Raw genomic sequence first — 18953 nt, 5'->3', positions numbered from 1 at the left:
AGTGAAGAGAGTTCAGGGGCAGCAGTTCATCGGTGTTCAAGGACAAAATGGAATTTTGTAAAATGTTTTCCGATTCCAATCTGTGGATTCACTTTCTCTGTATTGATTGTTTTACCGGGAATCTGTTATCGTCGGGAAAGCCGAAAGAGATGGATGACGGGGAGGGAAATGAGTGTTTAGGAAGACCTGTAAACAGCTTGTAATCAGCAGAATAGTCCCCTGTATAAGAAAAGGTGCTTAGTTGCGTTGCAAACAGGCGTTAATTGGCGTGCAGGTAAGCACTGATTGAATCCCAGACAGGCGTTAGTCGGGATGCAGACAGTGGTATGTTTCGATTCTGTCTGACACTTCCCTCTTGTTCAATTCCGTCGCAATAGAGAAAAACATCGTTGTCATGGCGGAAGAATGTAAACATCTTTCCTTTCCGTACAGAGCGGATTTTCCGGTTGTCCCGGCTGATGCGGAAATGTACTCCTGGTCAGTATAGACTGCTTTCATTCGGATTTGAGCTGCTTTGCAATGACAGTAGAAAGTGCTTTCCCGTGTTTATAATGATAGTCTGAGAGAGTGGAAACGGGAAAATCCTCACTATTTAACTCTTTTTCCTGTGAAGATTTGACAGAATCAGGTTTTATTACTATCTTTACGGACGAAATCAAACCCTTGAAACTATGATTGATTATCTGGTACAAAATCTATGGCTGGCATGGGTGCTGGTCGGCCTCGTCTGTCTGATACTGGAAATGATGAACGGAGACTTCTACATCATGTGTTTTGCCATAGGAAGTTTCTGTGCTTCGCTCGTCTCTGTATTCGCGGATAGTGTCGTTGTACAGGTCATTGTGTTCGTTGTCTTTACGGTGTTGAGTATTTTTCTGATTCGCCCGGTAGCACTGAAGTATCTCCACCAGGGTGCAGATGGAAGAAGAAGCAACGTAGATGCGTTGATCGGCCGTGAAGGAAAAGTGACGGACACGATTGAGGCTGGTGGATACGGAAGAGTGAAAATCGACGGCGACTCGTGGAAGGCAAAGTCGGTTGACGGTACGGAAATTGGCAGGGGGAAGGGCGTGCGGGTTCTCTGGCTCGACTCTATTATTGCTACTGTTGAGCGTTGCTGATGCGTGCCCGACAGCTGATTGGAAACATTTTTTCAAACCTTCTGTCCTGTTCTTCTCCCTGCAGAGGGGTGAAAAGAGGACAGTATAAAAATTAATGCTTATGGATATTTTAACTTATGTGCTGGTTGCATTTGTTGTGTTGGCAATTGTATTTGCCAAGATGTCAATCGTCATTATCTCACAGAGCGAGACAAAAATCATCGAACGCCTGGGTAAATATTATGCAACGCTCCAGCCGGGCATCAACGTCATCATTCCTTTCATCGACCATGCAAAGGACATCGTTGCCCTGCGTGCCGGGCGTTATACCTATACCAATTCCATCGACCTGCGCGAACAGGTGTACGACTTCGACCGTCAGAATGTCATCACCAAGGATAACATTCAGATGCAGATCAATGCACTGCTCTATTTCCAGATCGTCGATCCGTTCAAGGCGGTCTATGAAATCAACAACCTGCCGAACGCCATCGAGAAACTGACGCAGACGACACTCCGCAACATCATCGGTGAGATGGAACTCGATCAGACATTGACCTCGCGCGATACTATTAATACCAAGCTGCGTTCGGTGCTCGATGATGCAACGAACAAATGGGGCATCAAGGTGAACCGTGTAGAACTTCAGGATATAACTCCTCCGGCAAGCGTCTCGCAGGCCATGGAGAAACAGATGCAGGCAGAACGGAATAAGCGTGCCACGATTCTTACCAGTGAAGGGCAGAAGCAGTCGGCCATCCTGCAGTCGGAAGGCGAGAAGCAGGCTGCCATCAACCGTGCCGAAGCTGACAAGCAGCAGCAGATTCTTATAGCCGAGGGTCAGGCACAGGCACGTATCCGCAAGGCAGAGGCAGAAGCCATTGCCATTCAGAAAATCACGGATGCAGTAGGGCAGTGTACGAATCCGGCCAATTATCTTATTGCACAGAAGTATATCCAGATGCTCACGGAACTTGCACAGAACAGCAATCAGAAGACGGTCTACCTTCCGTTCGAGGCAACCAACCTCATGGGTTCTATCGGTGGAATCAAAGATATGTTTAAAGGCTAATTGATGGAAAGTATCAATCTTTGTGTTTTTTGTGGAGCACGTCCCAACTTTATAAAAGTAGCACCCATCATCAGGGTCATCGACAGGCTTTCTGGCAGTGAAAAGCGTAGAGGGGTTTCTTATTCGCTTGTCTATGCGGGACGTGCCGATGATCCGACACTGGAGGACGGACTGTTTGCAAGTCTTTCCATCCGTCGGCCTGATGTCTGCCTTGGTGTTGAATGTGAGAATCTGAATGAGCTGACAGGGCAGGTGATGTCCAAGTTCGAGCAGTATTTGCAGGCGAATCCTACGGATATTGTCATTGTCGTCGACGATTTGGCTTCAACAATGGCTGCTGCCATTGTAACCAAGAAACAGGCCATTACGCTGGCACATATAGCAGCAGGTACACGATCCTTTGATATAACCATGCCGAAGGAAATCAACCGTCTTGTCATAGACGGTCTTTCCGACATTCTCTTTACGGCAGGATTCAGCAACAACAGCATTGCCAACAAGGAAGGTGCAGAGCTTTCAAAGGTATATATGGTGGGGAACATCCTCATTGATAACATCCGCTATAACCGTGAACGCATTGAGAAGATGCGGCTTTCGGATATTGAGGCACTGTCTGGCCTGCCGCTGAAGGAGAGAGGCTACCTTGTCTTCACGTTGAACCGCAAGGCTTTGCTGGCCGACCCGGAGAATCTTGAGAAGATGCTCCGTGTGCTGGTGGAGACGGCCGCCGGGCTGCCCGTCATCGCTCCTCTGCGCGATTCTGCCGTACAGGTCGTCCTGGCTCTTGCTCTGAAGAAGAATATCAATCTGCACAATCTTCATATTGTCAACCCGCTTGGCTATCTTGATTTTTCCTGTCTTACGGCCCACGCAAGAGGTATCATAACCGATTCTGGGAACGTAGCCGAGGAAGCTACCTTCAACAGCGTGCCCTGTATTACGTTGAACAGTTATACGGAACATATTGAGACGGTAAAGGTGGGAAGCAATGTCCTTGTCGGCGAAAATGCCGACCTGCTCCGTCGTGCCCTCGAAGACGTGGTCTCCGGACGGTGGAAGAAGTGTGGAATTCCCGAGCGTTGGGATGGTCGTTCGGCAGAGCGCATTGTCCAGATTCTCCTGGAACATCATTGATGACATCCCTTTCATGGGGACGGTGCCGTCGGTCGGGATGTGTTGAAACGGAAACAGGCTGCAGCCGTACAATCCAGATTGTGCGGTTGCAGCCTGTTTCCGGCTGTCTTGGTGAAGGGGATTCAATCTCCGTTATACTGGTCTGATTCCAGAGCAGGAGGTTATCCGAGTGGTTTCTGCAGGTGTTTCATTTTGTGTCCTCCCCATTCGTTGTCATCCACGTAGGAAAACCCGATGTGATGATAAAGCCGTTCGGCCTTAGGATTGCCTGTGTCTACAAGCAGTCCTGTCGGGAGGTTCATTGTTCTTCCTTTTTCTATGGTGGCATTGAGCAGGAGGCCTGCTATCCCTTGCCTGCGGAAAGCCTTTTCCACGCAGAGAGAATCTATATATAGCTCACCGGCTGCGGTCTCGTCTTTCATGCTCGAATAGTCCCGGCCGAAGGTTGTCAGGGCTTCTTCGATGAAGGGCTGCCTCAACTTGCGGAGCAAAGCTCCGTCGTAACTGACACAGGCGGCTGCCACTTCCCCGCTGTCGGTTACAGCTACCAGCGTGTTGCGGTAGGAGTACTGTGAGTCTTTCCGCATTATCAGTCGTTCCATCAGCTGATGGAAGTCTTCCAAGGTATGGTCTGGTCCGGCAAACCATTGGCAACAGGCAGGATCCATGGCTTCCATGATTAGCCGTGCGATTGTTCCTGCCTGTTCTCTTCTTGCATTTTCTATTCTGATCATGATAGACGTCAGAAAAGGTCTTTCACTGCCTTCCTGGCTGCTTCTCCGGCTTTCCCTTGCATTTTTCCGGCTGCGTCCTGAACGGCCTTCTTAGCGGCCTCTTTCTGTTCAGGTGTTGCTGACTTGGCAGCTTCTTTCATCTTCTCTTTCGCTTTGTCCATTTCGTCATTGATTGCTTTCTGGTCGTTCTTGGTCGCAGCATTGACAGCCCCGGTGATGGCCTGCATTTCTGGTTCATTGCCAGATGCCTTCAGTATGGACTGGATGGTCTTCCCGTTGTCCAGTACCCATTGCTGTACTTTGGTGATGTACTCCTGTGCTTTCTTCGGGTCTTTCCGGCTCATTTCCTCCATTTGCTTCATGACTGTAGCAAGCTGTGTTGCCAGTCCTTTGCCGTCGTTTGCCTTTACTTTCGCATTGAGCTGGCCGATAAGCTGGTCTGCCGTAGGCGTAGCTTCTGTTTTCCGGTTGCCTGTTGCGGCAGAATCCGTCATCGCAGAATCTGTCATAGTTGAGTCTGCATCGGCCTTGGGTGCAGTTGTCTTGCTGTCCTTGCAACCTGTCAGTGTCATTACTGTTACGGCAATCGCCATGATAAATACTTTCTTCATAATTTCCCAGTTTAAGTGATTTGATGTTCTTGAATTATATTCTTTGGATGATGTTCCTCGCATTGTATTTTTTGAATCGTTGCCAAAGATAAGTATATTTCTGCTTGTTCGTATCTTTTGTTAGAAAGATTTAACGGTTAATTGGTCGGTTGCGACCCTGTTCCGTGAACTGAGACATCTGTTATTTGGTAGGTTCGGACTGATTCTCCCCATGGCATTTAAATGTCATATATATGGAACAGAGCATACGAGAAAAATCTCTTACCTCTGCCTTCCAGTCAAATTACCTTGGACGTGCAGCAGGCTGCACTCCCGTCGGAAGATGGCATGAAGTCGGGAAAGAGACTTGGAAAGCCCTGGGGCAGGGTATGTCGCACCGGAACGTATAGTATGTATCTGATAGTGAAACTTACCCAAGTGAGGATTATTGTTTTGTTTCGCTTTATCCTCTTATCATCGTGATTATCATCTTGAATCGGTCAGCAGCATTTACGGAATGCCGTGCTCCGCTTGGAATGACAAAACTCTCTCCTGTGTTGATTACGTGCTTGACATCCTCAACCGTCAACTCCATGCTTCCATCAATGACTTGGATGAGTGCGTCGAACGGCGCTGTGTGTTCTGACAGACCTTGTCCTGCATCAAAACTGAAGAGAGTGACGCTTCCGGCATTGCTGTGTACGAGTTCTTTGCTTACAACTCCTCCTTCAGCATAGTCAATTACATTCTTTGCATTGAATACCATTCCTTTTTCCAATTTAGCCATATTCTTTATCTCCTTTGTAACTTATGATGTTTATCTTGCTGTCGGAGATGATGCAAATTCGATGCCATGCCGGAAAGCGGAAACAAATGTTACCTTTCTCTACTTGGATGGGCTGCGTAGAAAGCCTTCAGCCTGCATATCCTATCATGGATGTTGGCTATTGAAGTTTGCAAAGGGCTTTCAGATGTGTGGTAAATGCTTGTCAGACAGCTGTGATTTCATGATTCCTTAGCTGTGATGTTGCGTATCAGTCCTTCAAACTTTACGCGTTTGACAGCGGATCCCTTGAACAGCCGCCTGTAGTCTTCGACCGTAAGATGATGCCATTTATCCTTGTTCATACTGAGCAGTTCAGGCTTGGGTTGCAGATCCGGCTCAGTATTGGGAGTTGCAAATCGGTTCCAGGGGCAGGCTGTCTGGCATCGGTCGCAGCCATAGATGGTGTCTCCCATAGCAGCTTTGGCTTCTTCGGAGAGTTCTCCACGGTTCTCAATGAGCTGATAGGATAGACAGCGTCTGGCATGGAAGTCCTCTCCAGGAACAATCGCATGTGTCGGACAAGCATCTATGCAGCGATGACAGTTTCCGCAACGGTTGGGCATCGGTTCGTCATAGGCATCAACGTCGAAGGGAAGGAATATCTCGCCAAGGAAGAACATCGAACCTGCATGAGGAATGATAAGCTGGTGGTTGCGCCCCACCCAGCCCAATCCAGCCTTCTGTGCCCAGTAGCGTTCAAGGACGGGGGCCGTATCGCAGAAGCAGCGTATCGAAAGATCTTCTTCCAAAGGGAGAGGCTGTCGGTTTTTTATTTCTTCTGCCAGCTTCCTCATCTTTTCTTTCATCAGGTTGTGGTAGTCCTGACCGAGTGCATAGGCTGCAAACTGGTATTCTCCTTCCGGGAGCAGCCGGGATGGCGCATAGTTGAGTGCAAGAGAAATGATGCTACGCACGCCAGGGACAAGAAGACGTGGGTCGAGCCGTTTTTCCTGGTAGTTCGCCATGTAAGCCATAGATGCTTCCTCGCCGTTATCCAGCCATCTGCGATATTGCTGTGCAGTGGACTCGTCGACTGGTCCAGCCTTGGCTATTCCGCATGAGAAGAAACCGAGTGAGCGGGCAAAGGACTTGATGGAAGAAGCACTTAGTCCTGTAGCTGTTTGCCTGTTGAGGGCGGATGAAGACATAGACGATGATGGAATGGCCTCCTCCGACCCTCCCCGGAGGGAGGAGGTGGTTTGACGGTGATGGGCGATGGCAAATGGTGGGACGGGTGGTATCGGCTGATGGTCAGAAGTGGGTATCTGCCGGGTCATCCGGAAACACCTTGAACTTGTAGCCCTGGTCTGTGAGCCATTGCAAGGATTCAGGCAGGGCGGTACGGAGCTTATCGATGCTCTTGAGGGAATCGTGGAAGGTGATGATGGAACCGTTGCGGGCATAATGCTTCACATTGTACACGACATCTTCGGCTGTCAGCCATTTGGAGTAATCGCGTGTGACGAGATCCCACATCACTACACGATAGTTCTGTTTCACCCACCAGTAGACGGTATGGCGCAGCCAACCGTGTGGCGGTCGGAAGTAAGGGCTCTGAATCAGCGCATCCGCCTTGGTGACGTCTACGGCATAGGTCAGTGCCCAGTGTCTGAAAGAGCCCAGGTGATGGTAGGTGTGATTGCCCACTTTATGACCGCGCCGGAGCACCTCCTGATACAGTTCCGGATATTTCCTTACATTGTCGGCAACCATGAAGAACATGGCCTTGACTCCGAATCTGTCGAGAACGTCGAGAATAAATGGGGTGGCTTCGGGTATCGGTCCGTCGTCGAATGTGAGGTAGACAGAATGGTCATACTTGTCCATGCGCCAAAGGGCGTGTGGATAGAAGAGACGAAGCCAGCGGGCGGGTCGTTCGATGATCATGATGGTGGGTGGCGGATGATGAATGTTGGATGATGATGGACAGGTGAATGTCGGTTGTCGAGTGATGCCGGGCAGTGCTGGATATCAGCAATAAGCCGGAGTATGGCGGTCTGTTGAGGACGGCCAGACTCCGGCTTTTACTGTTTCCATTGCAAGTTTAGAATTTTATGATTCCTGTTGCAGTGAACCGCCCAAACTCTGGAACCGTTTGAAGAGATTCGTCAACTGGGCTGCATGACTGTTAGCCCATGTGCGGTCAAAGCGGTCGTTTTCGTTGACAAGGTTCATCATAATCTGGAAGTGCATCTTACATGAACTCTGTGACATATCGAAGTAGCGTGGAGACAGGCTCATGTAGTAGTTGGCGTACTGCAAGGAAATCTTCCACAACGCATCATAAATCTGGTGCGCCTTGGCCTTTTGTCCCAGCAGTGCGTATGCACGCGCCATATCGCCGGATCCGCTCATGTAGCTGACCGGTACGTTGTAATAAGGAATCTCTTTCTCGACTTTCTGCAGAACTTTCAGTGCCTTCCCCCTTTCGCCTTTGGCAATGAGATGGAGGGCGAGGTCGGCCATTTCGCGCCGGTGCGTCCAGCACATACGTGCCACAGTCTCGTCGATGTAGAGCCCCGGTTTGCAGAGTCCCCCCCATTTGAATCGATGCATCATCACGTCGTAGGTCTTCTCCGTATCAAAGTTACGCAGATTGACACCGTTCTCATTCTGTCCGTTCTGTGTATAGAAAGGCGTGATACGGTTTGCGAGCCCCTCCTGGATGAAGTTGTCGCCGAGGTTCATGAAGTTTTCCGAACCGACGGTGATGGCAACATAGAGCGGACGGGTCCAGTTGCAGTTGGCAATCATCTCGAGCATCATCAGGTCGCCCTTATAGAGGGCCTGCCTGCCTGCCAGAGAGATGACCATGCGGTCGGGAATCGAGTCTCCAGGACGCATCATGCCACTGCGGCGGACAGCCTCCTTGTCGATCGTCATGTAGAGCGTATCAGTAGGAATGACATGATTCTGAGGATCCTTGGAACGGACCCAATACTTGAGGACGTTCTTCAGCTCGAACGGATCGTCCCCGAACTGTGCTTTTGCCGCTGCCGGATTCTGCTTGTAGAAGTCGAGAATCTGCTGTTTGAATTCCGGTGCAACCTGTACGGCCTCATTTGTTCCGCTTACATAATCAAGACGTGGCCATGAGATGGGCACACTCGGAGAGTTGTAAGCCGGACGGCGCATCTGATCGATGTACCAGTCTGTCTGCAGGTAGGAGAGATTGCAGACACGTGCATCCGTACGCACTCCCTCTACTTCCTGATTGTACCAGAGCGGGAAGGTGTCGTTGTCACCATTGGTGAAAATGATAGGGTTGCCCTTCTGCTGCAATGAATTGAGATAGTTCTGCCCGAAGTCACGGCAGGTGTAACGTCCGGAACGGTCGTGGTCGTCCCATGTCTGGGATGCCATCTGGACAGGTACAAGCAGACACACGAGCGAGATGACGGATGCCGAGAGCACCGGTGCGGCCTTCAGCTTGCGTGCCCAGTCGTAGAGAGCCAGTACTCCCAGTCCGCACCAGATGGCGTATGCGTAGAATGAACCTGCATAAGCATAATCACGCTCACGTGGCTGACTGGGTGTTTGATTCAAGTAAATGACAATGGCCAGACCCGTCATAAAGAACAGGAAGAAGACGACCCAGAACTGCTGGATACCGCGTTTCCCGCGCCATGCCTGCCAGAACAGTCCGATCAGACCGAGCAGCAAGGGCAGACAGTAGAACACGTTGTGTCCCTTGTTGGCTTTCAGCTCGTCCGGCATTTTGCTCTGGTCGCCATAGAGTGCGTTGTCGATGAATGATATGCCGGTAATCCAGTTGCCATGTTCCGGCTCGCCGTTACCCTGCAGGTCATTCTGTCGTCCGGCAAAGTTCCACATGAAGTAACGCCAGTACATGAAGTTACACTGGTAAGAGAGGAAGAACCTGATGTTTTCCAACTGTGTCGGCATCTTCACTCCGTCCACGTCGTGTCCGGTGATTCCGCCCATCCACTGTTCGTACTGTGCTGCATGGCCTGAATCATACATCCGTGGGAAGAACATATTCTGCTCAAACACCTGTGTCGCCTTATGACGGACGAGGAAGTAGGAGTCCTTTTCATCTTTCGAAGCCTTCTCCTTTCGTTCATAGACAGGTGCTCCCTCGTCGAATTTGTAGTGCATGCCATCCTCGGCCACGGCCGGTTGACTGGAGTAGGCCTGTCCGTATAGCAGCGGCCGGTCGCCATACTGGTCGCGGCTCAGGTAGCTGCCCAGAGTAAAGATGTCTTCGGGTGAGTTCTGGTCCATCGGCGGGTTGGCCGTCGAACGGATGACAATCAGCGCATACGAAGAATACCCGATAATCAGCATCAGCATACAGAGCAGTGCCGTGTTCTTTGCGCGTGAAGAGACAAGTGCAATGGATTTTTTCCTGCCGTTGCTGTTGACAGGACGTTTCCACTGGAGCAGTACATAGACGACGGCCAGCACGACGACACCCGTGAAGAAAGCCGTCCAGCCATATCCGTAGAACGGAATGCCGATCAATGCCAGTGCGGCAAGGAAAGCAAGGTTCTGCCGGCGGTTGCTGTTGTTCTGGTAAGTCTCATAGATACCCCAGACGAAAGCGGCGACGAGCAGGATGATATATACGATGGTACCCGTGTTGAACGGCATACCCAGTGTGTTCGTAAAGAACAGCTCGAACCATCCGCCCACCGTGATGATACCTGGGACGACTCCGTAAAGAACGGCTGCCACGATCACTACTGACAGTGCGAGTGCAAAGAGCGACCCTTTCAGGTTGGCTTCCGGCACTTTCTTATAGTAATAAACCAGTACGATGGCAGGAATACAAAGGAGATTGAGCAGGTGTACGCCGATGGACAGACCGGTCATATAGGTAATCAGTACCAGCCAGCGGTCGGAATGCGGCTTGTCTGCATTGTCTTCCCACTTCAGGATAAGCCAGAATACGACGGCCGTAAAGGCAGACGAATAGGCATATACCTCTCCCTCGACGGCAGAGAACCAGAATGTGTCACTGAAAGTATAAATCAGTGCACCGACGAGCCCGGCCCCCTCGATGGCGATGGTCTTTGCAAGCGACGGTGTGTCACCGTCACGGACAATCAGTCGGCGTGACAGATGGGTAATCGTCCAGAAAAGGAACATGATACACGTTGCCGAAAGCAATGCACTCATGGTGTTGACCATGCGTGCCACCTGTGTCGGGTCGTTTGCAAAATGCGAAAAGAGGTTGGCCGTAAGCATGAAGAACGGTGCCCCGGGAGGATGCCCGATTTCCAGTTTGTAGCCTGTTGTAATGAATTCGGGACAGTCCCAGAAGCTGGCTGTCGGCTCAATCGTGGAACAATAGACGAAGGCTGCAATCAGGAATGCCAGCCATCCGATGATGTTGTCCACCAATCTGAATTGTTTCATTTATTCGATCAGAGTTTACAGTCTGCCACCCGGTATCGGACGAGCAGAGACGTTTTATTTCGAAATAATCGGTGCAAAGATAATAATATAAATTAAAACAGCACAAGGAGAAAGGCGAAAATATATTAATTTCGACTGTTGGGAAGACAGTCCCCGACCGGTTGGGACTTGCTGTCCCAACGGCCGGGAAGGGTGTTCCCAACGGCTGGGAACACCCTTCCCATATGTTGAGGCCGGTTTCCTGCACCTCCACGAGTGAGTCTGCCGGCTGTTCGCTTCGTTTCGTCTGCCGGCTGTCTGTAGAAAAAAAGCGGTTTCTCTTTATCGTCATACTCCCTCTTTCCCATCAGCCTGTCCTATCTTCCTGTTGGAGTTGTCGGCCAGGACATCATTGACAATGCTGGTAATCTGCAGCTTCAGTTCGCTGATGAACTGTGCGGCATCATACTTTTCCGCTTCGATGTCGCGGAGTTTCTTCTCCCATATACCAGTCAGTTCAGCAGAAGTGAGGAGCTTCTCGTGTATTGTGTCGATGAGGGCGATTCCCATGTCGGTTGCTTCTATGCTTTTCCGTTTTCTCCGGATATAATGCCGTTTGAAGAGCGTTTCGATGATTCCGGCACGTGAAGACGGCCGTCCGATACCGTTAGCTTTCATGGCGGCACGTAGCGTTTCGTCTTCAACGAGCTTTCCGGCTGTCTCCATGGCACGGAGCAGCGAGGCTTCCGTATAATGTTTGGGCGGGGTGGTCTGCTTCTCCGTGAGGGTGGGGGTGTGCGGCCCGGACTCTCCCTTGGCGAAAGTGGGAAGGAGGGGGGAAGTGGCAGTTCCCTCCCCCTGTCCTTCTGCCGAGGGGACAGGGCTGGCCGGTGTGTCAGTGCAGATTCTCCATCCAGGATCCAGTATTTCCTTTCCCGATACCTTGAACTCGATTTCGTCCACCTTGCCCGAAACGGTAGTCGTGGCGAATTTGCAGTCGGGATAAAAGGCGGCGATGAAACGCCGGACAATGAGGTCGTAAACCTTGTGTTCTACATCAGTAAGCCCCTGTGGTGGAATTCCTGTCGGGATGATAGCGTGGTGATCAGTTACTTTCGAAGAGTCGAACACACGTTTTGTCTTGGACAAGGGCTTTCCGCCTAATGTCTTGACAAGGCCGGCATAGGGACGTTTACCTGCGAAAGCCGTCTTGAAAAGCCCGTTCATGATCTGTGGACACTTCGGGTATATGTCGTCTGAAAGGAACTGGGTGTCCACACGAGGATAAGTTGTGAATTTCCTTTCATAGAGGGTCTGGACGGTGTTGAGCGTCATTTCCGCAGAGAAGCCGAACTTGCGGTTACAGTCTACCTGCAGCGAAGTAAGGTCGTAGAGCTGATGGGGTTGTTCTGCCCCATTCTTTTTCGTCACGTTTGTGACGGTAAACGGTTTCCCCTCGATGGTGGAGAAGGCCTGTTCGCCTTCTTCCTTGGACTTGTACTTTCCTTTCGTTGCCGTGAACTGTGTGTCACGATAGACGGTTGCCAGCACCCAGTAGGGTTCCGGCTTGAAATTGTCTATCTCCTTCTGCCGTTGTACGATGAGGGCAAGTGTCGGGGTCTGGACTCGTCCTATGGACAGAATCTGCCCTTTCCCGTAGCTGTTGTTTCCATACTTTAAAGTGTAGAGGCGTGTGGCATTCATACCCAGCAGCCAGTCGCCGATGGCACGAGAGAGACCGGCGAGGTAAAGCGGCTGGTACTGTTGCTGCTCTTTCAGGTGAGCGAATCCTTCACGGATGGCCTCATCGGTCATGGAGGATATCCACAGTCGTTTCACCGGGCATTTTATGCCGGCTTTCTGCATTACCCAGCGTTGGATCAGTTCTCCTTCCTGACCGGCATCACCACAGTTGATGATCAGTTCGGCCGAGTGGTACAGCTTCTCAATGACGGCAAACTGCTTCTTGATGCCTTCGTCTTCGATGAGTTTTATGCCGAAGCGTGGGGGAATCATAGGGAGTGCCGCCAGGCTCCAGTGCTTCCAGTTGGCGAAGTAATCATTCGGCTCTTTCAGCTCACAAAGATGGCCGAAGGTCCATGTCACCTGGTAGTTGTTGCCTTCCATGTAACCATTGCAGGGCTTGTCGGCTCCAAGAATCCGGGCTATGTCTTTCGCAACACTGGGTTTCTCTGCTATGCAAACTATCATGTTTTCTTCAAAAAAGATGACCGTGGAAGGACGGAGGGAGGATGTAGAAGCAAGAGGTAAGACAGATGCTGTTACTGTATCACCGCCCCTTTCTATACCTTTATTTTGCAGTGTAAGTCGTCTTCCGCACGTGCAAAGGTAAGTATTTCCGTGAAAATAGAGGTACGGTAACAGAAGATTGTTGCTTGTGATGCATGACAGTCTCCAAGGATGACTTCGCTCACAGGAGTGGGGCAGCGGCGGGATTATTTGTCGGCTGCCTGCTTTTCACGTGCCGCTCGGATGCTGTTCTGTATCATCTGGTAATGAGCGATGGCATGCTTGCGCGCACTGATGATCTGATATCTGTACACGAAGCAGGTTATGACAAAATAGACGACAGCCTGTGTCCACAGTGCACGGACTTCGGGCAGAATGTCATTGACAGTCCCTCCCATGGACGATATCCGCAGGTAGCCACGTACACCGAAAGTGGACGGGATGAGCCAGCTGAGGCCCTGCCATATACCGGGAATGTTGCTTTGCGGCCATGAAACACCTGTGAGAAAAAGGAACGGTACGGATGTGAAGACTACCAGCAGCATCACATTCTCCCGATAGCGTACAAGACAGGAGAGGGCCATACCGAAGAAGATGACTGCCAGCAGGTAAGGCAGGAGAAGCCGGAAAAGGTCGGCGGGACGTGCAAGCATTGTAAAACTGAAGAAATAGGGGACAGCCATGGTGATGTAAGCTGACATGACGCAATAGACCATGAAATAGCAGGAGGATTTTCCCAATACAATCTTCATGATGCCGTCATAATGTCTGCCGATAGGAACGAGGTCCTGGAAACGGTTGTTCTCTCGCGCTGTTCCTGCAGAGAGACCGATGCCCAGGAGCAGTGTCTGTTGCAGGATGAGGATCAGCACGCCAGGCAGGATAGCATTTCCATAGCCTCCTGTCGTGTTGAAGATAGGCTGTGCATCAACCGACAGGGGCTCGGTGTTCAGCTCTTCGTCGCGTTCCGTAAACGAGAACGAGCGTGGCTTCTGCCGCTCAGCTCCCATCTCGAGAGATACGGCCTGTGCCGTCTGGTAGATGGCCTTGTAGGTCAGCATCAGACTCATGTCGCAGTAGACACCCACGTGTGTCTGTTCGCCACGGTTCAATGTCCTGTCGAAATCTTCCGGGAAATAGAGAATTCCATGCACGACCTGCTTGCCTGTCAGGTCCTGTGCTTCCTGCAAGTTGTTGCAATAGCAGGCGGCATGTACATCCGGCGAGGCATCGAAATCACGGATGAATTCACGGGAAGAAGCGGAGTGGGAGAGGTCGACGACTGCGACAGGTACCTCGCGGACAACCTCATTGTTGTATATCCATGAATAAAGCAGAGGGTAGGCAAGGGGGACGAGAAGGAAGAAAATCAATACTCCTTCGTCCTTTACCGTACTCTTTGTTTCCAGCCACCAGATGTAACATATGGAGGAGAGGAAACCCAGCAGTCCTCTGTCTGCTTTCTGTGTGGTAGTGTGTGAGGAGGTTGATTCTGACATGATAGGCGATGATAAGCGATGATGGATAACAGATGACAGTTATGTGGGGGCGGGAGCGGTCTTTAGGGTATATACACATACTCCACCATAGCCCGTTTTATATTGTGTGTCACAAGAATGGGCAGGGTTGCAAAAGCCACCAGGGCAACGACATTCACCCACGCATCAATCAGTGGATAACCGTTGAAGATGCATATCTGATAAATCATATAGTAGTGGCGCAACGGGATGATTTGGGCCAAGGATTCTATCATGCCGTCCATGGCAAAGAGCGGGAAGGTCGCACCGCAGGCCGAGAATCCCACGACGGCCCACAGCGAACATATACTCATTGACATTCGCAGGGAAGGCATCAGTCCGAAGGCGAATACGCCGAATCCCTGGGAAGACAGAACCGTCAGGGCTGCAAGCAGAAGAATCATGTGCAGGCCGCCGGGATGCGGAAAGTCCAGATGACCATAGATATACCATTCATAGCCTAAGAAGATGCTCATGAAGACGAGCGTCTGTGGCAGGAGCTTTCCTGTCAGGGCTATGAAAATGTTGTTTTCAGCCATCGACATCCACTTGTGTGCTCTTCCGAATTTCAGCTCTGTTCCGATGGAGTAGGCCGTGATGAGGAACATGAACAGAATCAATATGCCGGGAATCATGATACTGCTCAGATAGACATTGTAGTTCATCCATGGATTGCCTACCATGTGCAGGTCGAGTGCTATTGGCTGGATGAAATTCTTGATTTCCATAGGAGTCTTGCCCAGCATCTGCAGCTTTGCCGACCCCATGGCCGCCGAGCTGAGTGTCGTTATTGTCTTGAGGTCCCTGAAAAGCATGTTGCCGGCGACGAGAGTCACGTTGCTGTAATAGAAGGATACTTTCGGCTGACGCTGGGAGATAAGTCTGGCTGTTGTGCCTTCCGGGATATACAGGAAGGCGTAGATTTCATTGCGCTGTATGGCTTTGCGTGCTTCGGCAACACTGTTGTAGTAGCCTGCAACGTGTGTGCTTTGGAAAGCATCCAGCTGCCGGACCATGGCGCGTGTCGTGGAAGTGTTGTCGTTGTCGACGATCCCGCAGGGTAGTTCTTCTGGCTGTCCCTCGTTCATCAAGGACGTGAAGAAGAAAATAACGACAAGTGGAAACACCACCATGCAGCAGATGTAGATGGGGTTGTGAATCATCAGCTCCACCTCCCGGGCAGAGATGTTGACGATTCTTCTTATGTAGAGAGATAGTTTCTTCATTGCAATGGGAAACATCCTGGACTGATTTTTACGGGCAGTGACAAGTGATGGCGGCGATCATGTGCGATGATAGGCGATGAAAGGTCCGCAGGGAATGCCTGTCAGGCAGTCTATGGAGGAGGATAAGACCGCTTATTTCAGTATCAGCGACATACCGGCCTTCAGGTCCTCCACTTTCTTTGTAGGCCGTGCCTTCACCTGGAACGTCTTGAGGTCATATTGTCCGTTGGTCTTTGTCGCTTTCCATACGGCGTAGGAGCCTTGATCTTTCAAAGAGGTCACGCGCATCTCTATGTTTTTGTCGAGGGCTGGCACGTAGACTTTCAGAACGGTTCCAACCTTTATCTTCTTGAGCTGATCCTCACGGACGTTGAATGTTCCCCAGATATCATCGACCATGGAGATGCTCATAATGGGACTTCCCAGACCGACGAGTTCGCCGACCTTCGGATAGATAGTCTCGACTTCACCGTCAGCGGTTGCACGCTGTACGGTCTCTTTCAGTACGGAACGGACCACGTCGATGGCGGACCGTGCGGCCTGTGCCTGCTTCTTCGCCGCTTCTTTCGTCTCCTGCCGTGCACCGTTTTTGGCAAGTTCCCACTGCGCCTTGGCAGCCTCTACGCCGGCTTTCGTTGCTTCGTAGGCTGCCATGGCCTCGTCACGTTTCTGTGCTGTCATTACACCTTCGTCATAGAGCCGCTGCATACGCCCGTAGGTCTTCTCTGCAATACCGTTGGCTGCAATGGCCTGCTGGTAGAGCTGGTAGGCACTTTCTACGGTCTCGTGGCGTGTCGGTGCTTCGGCCAGTGCGCTTAGAGCATCTGTTGCTCCGGCAGTCGCTTCTGCCACTTTTTCCTGTGCGCTGGCTTCGGGGATGGCCAGTGTGGCGAGGGTATCACCCTTATGGACGAAGTCACCTTCCTTTACCTTTATATCCGTAATCCGGCCTGGGAGTTTGCAGGCGACACGGTATTCGCTTACTTCCACTTCTCCCTGTATCACTTCCTGCGTCCTGTCTATTGTGAAATAGCCGATAACAGCAACGAGGACGACGACTGATGCAAGGCCTAAAACGGCAAGAAGGATGTTTCTATGTTGTGATTTAGCTGACATATTTCTTTGTTTATTGCGGTTTGCGATTTGATGTTTGACTTTTGAGTTGATAGTAAAGTTCAAGTCCCGGTTCTCAATATTCAGAGGATTCCAAGTGCTTTCTGTAATCCTGTCTGTGCCAGTTTGACATTGATTTCGGCATCAATGATTGCTGTCCGAGCTGTCTGCCAGGCAGTCTGAGCTGTCATGACATCGGTTACAGTCATGACGCCTTCCTTGAATCCGATGTTTGCACAGCGCAGATTTTCTTCTGCTGCCTCCATGTTTTTATGGGCTGTAGCGAGCTGTTTGCTGGCATCTTTGAGGCGGAGACGGTTTTGCTCTACTTCAAGGTCTATTTTCTTGCGTGCGTCATCCATTTCCAGTTGTGCAATGCTCGTTGCCGTCTTGCTTGCCCGCACTTTATACTTCCCCTCGCCCCAGTTCCATATCGGAACCTGGACGGTTATGCCGATGTTCCAAAGGTCGGTGAATCGTTTCTGAAAACCATTGAAGAGGTTGGGGTTGGATAATGAATAGCCGCCTGTCAGCAGCACGTGGGGAAGATAGAGTGAACGTACGAGCTTGGTGTTCTGCCGGCTCATGTCAATAGCATTCTGCAGCAGTCGAAGCTCTGGCCGCACGTCGGCGGTCTCTCTACTGTCTGAACCGGTCGTATCTCGCACTTCAAACTGCGCTGATGGCGTAGGGGTAAGGTCGGCGTCCCCTTCATCTGACAGTCTTATGTCTCCGTCCAATTCAAGGCCGCAAAGTTCGCATAATGCCATCTTTGTCAGTGAAACGCCGCTTTGGATATGGGCTATCTGCAGATCTGCCGTGTTGACGGCAACATCAACTTTGAGGCCGTCCGCACGTGTTGCCACGCCTGCCTGTATCATTTTCTTTACGTCGTCGTCCAGCTTCTGTGCAAGGTCGCGGTAGCGTATGGCCAAGGCTTCTTTCTTTTTCAGCGAGATGGCAAGCCAATACGCGTTGTCCACACCGTAGAGAATCAGCTGCCGTTTGAGACTGATGTTGTTCTCGACAACCTGCTCACCGATGGCTGCCATGTTGTTTGCAGCCTTGATGGCCCCGCCCATATAGATGGGCTGATTGACGATGATGCCGCCGCTGTAGATGTTCTTTGTGTTTGAGCGGAAGGCATCGTTGATACTTTGTCCGATGTTGTTCCCAGCCTGGGTGAGCGGTGTTGTTATGCTACCGAGAACCTGTCCAAGCTGCTGTGCTGCCTGCGGGCTGATGAGACCCTGCTGTACCAGGGAACTGAGGTTTTGTCCGATTTGTCCTCCCAGCTGTCCGACCGTATTGGTGCCGAGATTACCAAGAGCTTGTTTCTGCTTGTCGTTCAGAAGTGATATCTCCCGTGAGAAATGCTGATATCCGGCAAGAGCGTCGACACGTGGCAGATACTTCGTCTTGGCCGCCTTGTGTGTGTTTTCGGCCACATCGGCCGCCATACGAGACACCTTTAGCTGGCGGTTGTTCTGCAAGGCCAGCTCCCGGCATCGCTGCAGGGAATACACTTCCTGTGCCTGGATGCCGGGGGAGATACTGATCAGCATCAATATGTTGAATAGTTTCTTCATTACCTAAAGGGTTCTAAAAATATTCCCTGCAAAAGTACACTTTTTTACAGGGAATATACCTGAAAAGCACGTTGATAATCTTTAAAATACAAAATTACGCCTATTTTTAGGGAAATATAGAACAACTTTGAGAATATTTGTTTACCTTTGCAGACGTAATCTGTATAAAATACAAGTAGAAAACTATTTCATACTGTGAACAAGAAGGGATTCATTTACCGTGTCTTCGACCTTTACTACGACGGTTTCCGGCACATGACTTTGGGCAAGACGCTGTGGACGGTGATAATAGTCAAGCTGATTATCATCTTCCTTGTGCTGAAAGTATTCTTCTTTCCGAACTTTCTGAAGCAGAAGGCAAAACCCGGAAGAGAGGTCGACTTCATCGAGCAGCAGCTGATGAAACGGTAGCGCATACGCAGGCGGATCCTTCCCTTCACG

General features: G+C 50.7%; 15 protein-coding genes. 4 read left to right on the top strand and 11 right to left on the bottom strand.

The features are described 5' to 3' along the window. Nucleotides 1-671: 671 nt before the first annotated feature. From DYH27_RS05025 to DYH27_RS05015, 3 genes are all read left to right on the top strand, one after another. A complete protein-coding gene (locus tag DYH27_RS05025; protein WP_004353339.1) occupies nt 672-1121 on the top strand; it encodes an NfeD family protein in 450 nt (149 codons plus the stop codon). 100 nt (nt 1122-1221) lie between these two features. Further along, a complete protein-coding gene (locus DYH27_RS05020; protein WP_004353381.1) occupies nt 1222-2172 on the top strand; it encodes an SPFH domain-containing protein in 951 nt (316 codons plus the stop codon). A gap of 3 nt (nt 2173-2175) precedes the next feature. Further along, nucleotides 2176-3306 carry a UDP-N-acetyl glucosamine 2-epimerase gene (locus DYH27_RS05015; RefSeq protein ID WP_025067405.1) on the top strand — a complete coding sequence of 377 codons (1131 nt, stop codon included), beginning with the start codon at nt 2176-2178 and terminating at the stop codon, nt 3304-3306. A 161-nt stretch (nt 3307-3467) separates the two neighbouring features. Here the strand turns inward: DYH27_RS05015 and DYH27_RS05010 are convergent, their stop codons facing one another. The 11 genes from DYH27_RS05010 to DYH27_RS04960 form a co-directional block, all read right to left on the bottom strand. Beyond that, a complete protein-coding gene (locus DYH27_RS05010; protein ID WP_013671190.1) occupies nt 3468-4040 on the bottom strand; it encodes a GNAT family N-acetyltransferase in 573 nt (190 codons plus the stop codon). 8 nt (nt 4041-4048) lie between these two features. Beyond that, complete coding sequence (locus DYH27_RS05005) at nt 4049-4651, bottom strand: biopolymer transporter (protein ID WP_025067406.1); 603 nt, start codon at nt 4649-4651, stop codon at nt 4049-4051. A 442-nt stretch (nt 4652-5093) separates the two neighbouring features. After that, nucleotides 5094-5417 (bottom strand): cupin domain-containing protein, encoded by a 324-nt coding sequence (locus DYH27_RS05000; protein ID WP_025067407.1) that lies wholly within the window; start codon nt 5415-5417, stop codon nt 5094-5096. A 218-nt stretch (nt 5418-5635) separates the two neighbouring features. Continuing rightward, a complete protein-coding gene (gene queG, locus DYH27_RS04995) occupies nt 5636-6604 on the bottom strand; it encodes a tRNA epoxyqueuosine(34) reductase QueG (RefSeq protein WP_051132043.1) in 969 nt (322 codons plus the stop codon). A 103-nt stretch (nt 6605-6707) separates the two neighbouring features. Next, nucleotides 6708-7343 (bottom strand): polysaccharide deacetylase family protein, encoded by a 636-nt coding sequence (locus tag DYH27_RS04990; protein ID WP_029216393.1) that lies wholly within the window; start codon nt 7341-7343, stop codon nt 6708-6710. Nucleotides 7344-7508: 165 nt separating this feature from the next. Beyond that, nucleotides 7509-10838, bottom strand: a complete 3330-nt coding sequence (locus DYH27_RS04985; RefSeq protein WP_025067409.1) for a glycosyltransferase family 117 protein — start codon at nt 10836-10838, stop codon at nt 7509-7511. A 327-nt stretch (nt 10839-11165) separates the two neighbouring features. Further along, complete coding sequence (locus tag DYH27_RS04980) at nt 11166-13028, bottom strand: DNA topoisomerase 3 (protein WP_013671195.1); 1863 nt, start codon at nt 13026-13028, stop codon at nt 11166-11168. A gap of 245 nt (nt 13029-13273) precedes the next feature. After that, on the bottom strand, nt 13274-14566 hold the full coding sequence (locus DYH27_RS04975; RefSeq protein WP_025067410.1) for an ABC transporter permease: 1293 nt from the start codon (nt 14564-14566) through the stop codon (nt 13274-13276). 62 nt (nt 14567-14628) lie between these two features. After that, nucleotides 14629-15810 (bottom strand): ABC transporter permease, encoded by a 1182-nt coding sequence (locus DYH27_RS04970; protein ID WP_029216392.1) that lies wholly within the window; start codon nt 15808-15810, stop codon nt 14629-14631. A 132-nt stretch (nt 15811-15942) separates the two neighbouring features. Continuing rightward, on the bottom strand, nt 15943-16926 hold the full coding sequence (locus tag DYH27_RS04965) for an HlyD family secretion protein (RefSeq protein ID WP_004353360.1): 984 nt from the start codon (nt 16924-16926) through the stop codon (nt 15943-15945). 80 nt (nt 16927-17006) lie between these two features. Next, the gene (locus tag DYH27_RS04960; protein WP_029216391.1) at nt 17007-18512 is read right to left on the bottom strand and encodes a TolC family protein; all 1506 of its coding nucleotides are present in this window, start codon (nt 18510-18512) and stop codon (nt 17007-17009) included. A 195-nt stretch (nt 18513-18707) separates the two neighbouring features. On the opposite strand from DYH27_RS04960, the gene DYH27_RS04955 reads away from it, so the two are divergent. Continuing rightward, on the top strand, nt 18708-18923 hold the full coding sequence (locus DYH27_RS04955; RefSeq protein ID WP_004353353.1) for a DUF4492 domain-containing protein: 216 nt from the start codon (nt 18708-18710) through the stop codon (nt 18921-18923). Nucleotides 18924-18953: the final 30 nt, after the last annotated feature.

The organism is Prevotella denticola (genome assembly GCF_900454835.1).
In the GTDB taxonomy this organism is placed as follows: Bacteria; Bacteroidota; Bacteroidia; order Bacteroidales; family Bacteroidaceae; genus Prevotella; species Prevotella denticola.
The sequence above is the reverse complement of the archived record's forward strand: the minus strand, read 5'-3'. Positions and strand labels throughout refer to the sequence as shown.

Coding starts and splice junctions, on each gene's coding strand:
- DYH27_RS05010 (WP_013671190.1), bottom strand. CDS start 4,040: ATGATCAGAATAGAAAATGCAAGAAGAGAACAGGCAGGAACAATCGCA.
- queG (WP_051132043.1), bottom strand. CDS start 6,604: ATGTCTTCATCCGCCCTCAACAGGCAAACAGCTACAGGACTAAGTGCT.
- DYH27_RS04960 (WP_029216391.1), bottom strand. CDS start 18,512: ATGAAGAAACTATTCAACATATTGATGCTGATCAGTATCTCCCCCGGC.
- DYH27_RS05020 (WP_004353381.1), top strand. CDS start 1,222: ATGGATATTTTAACTTATGTGCTGGTTGCATTTGTTGTGTTGGCAATT.
- DYH27_RS04970 (WP_029216392.1), bottom strand. CDS start 15,810: ATGAAGAAACTATCTCTCTACATAAGAAGAATCGTCAACATCTCTGCC.
- DYH27_RS05015 (WP_025067405.1), top strand. CDS start 2,176: ATGGAAAGTATCAATCTTTGTGTTTTTTGTGGAGCACGTCCCAACTTT.
- DYH27_RS04965 (WP_004353360.1), bottom strand. CDS start 16,926: ATGTCAGCTAAATCACAACATAGAAACATCCTTCTTGCCGTTTTAGGC.
- DYH27_RS05000 (WP_025067407.1), bottom strand. CDS start 5,417: ATGGCTAAATTGGAAAAAGGAATGGTATTCAATGCAAAGAATGTAATT.
- DYH27_RS05005 (WP_025067406.1), bottom strand. CDS start 4,651: ATGAAGAAAGTATTTATCATGGCGATTGCCGTAACAGTAATGACACTG.
- DYH27_RS04990 (WP_029216393.1), bottom strand. CDS start 7,343: ATGATCATCGAACGACCCGCCCGCTGGCTTCGTCTCTTCTATCCACAC.
- DYH27_RS04975 (WP_025067410.1), bottom strand. CDS start 14,566: ATGTCAGAATCAACCTCCTCACACACTACCACACAGAAAGCAGACAGA.
- DYH27_RS05025 (WP_004353339.1), top strand. CDS start 672: ATGATTGATTATCTGGTACAAAATCTATGGCTGGCATGGGTGCTGGTC.
- DYH27_RS04985 (WP_025067409.1), bottom strand. CDS start 10,838: ATGAAACAATTCAGATTGGTGGACAACATCATCGGATGGCTGGCATTC.
- DYH27_RS04980 (WP_013671195.1), bottom strand. CDS start 13,028: ATGATAGTTTGCATAGCAGAGAAACCCAGTGTTGCGAAAGACATAGCC.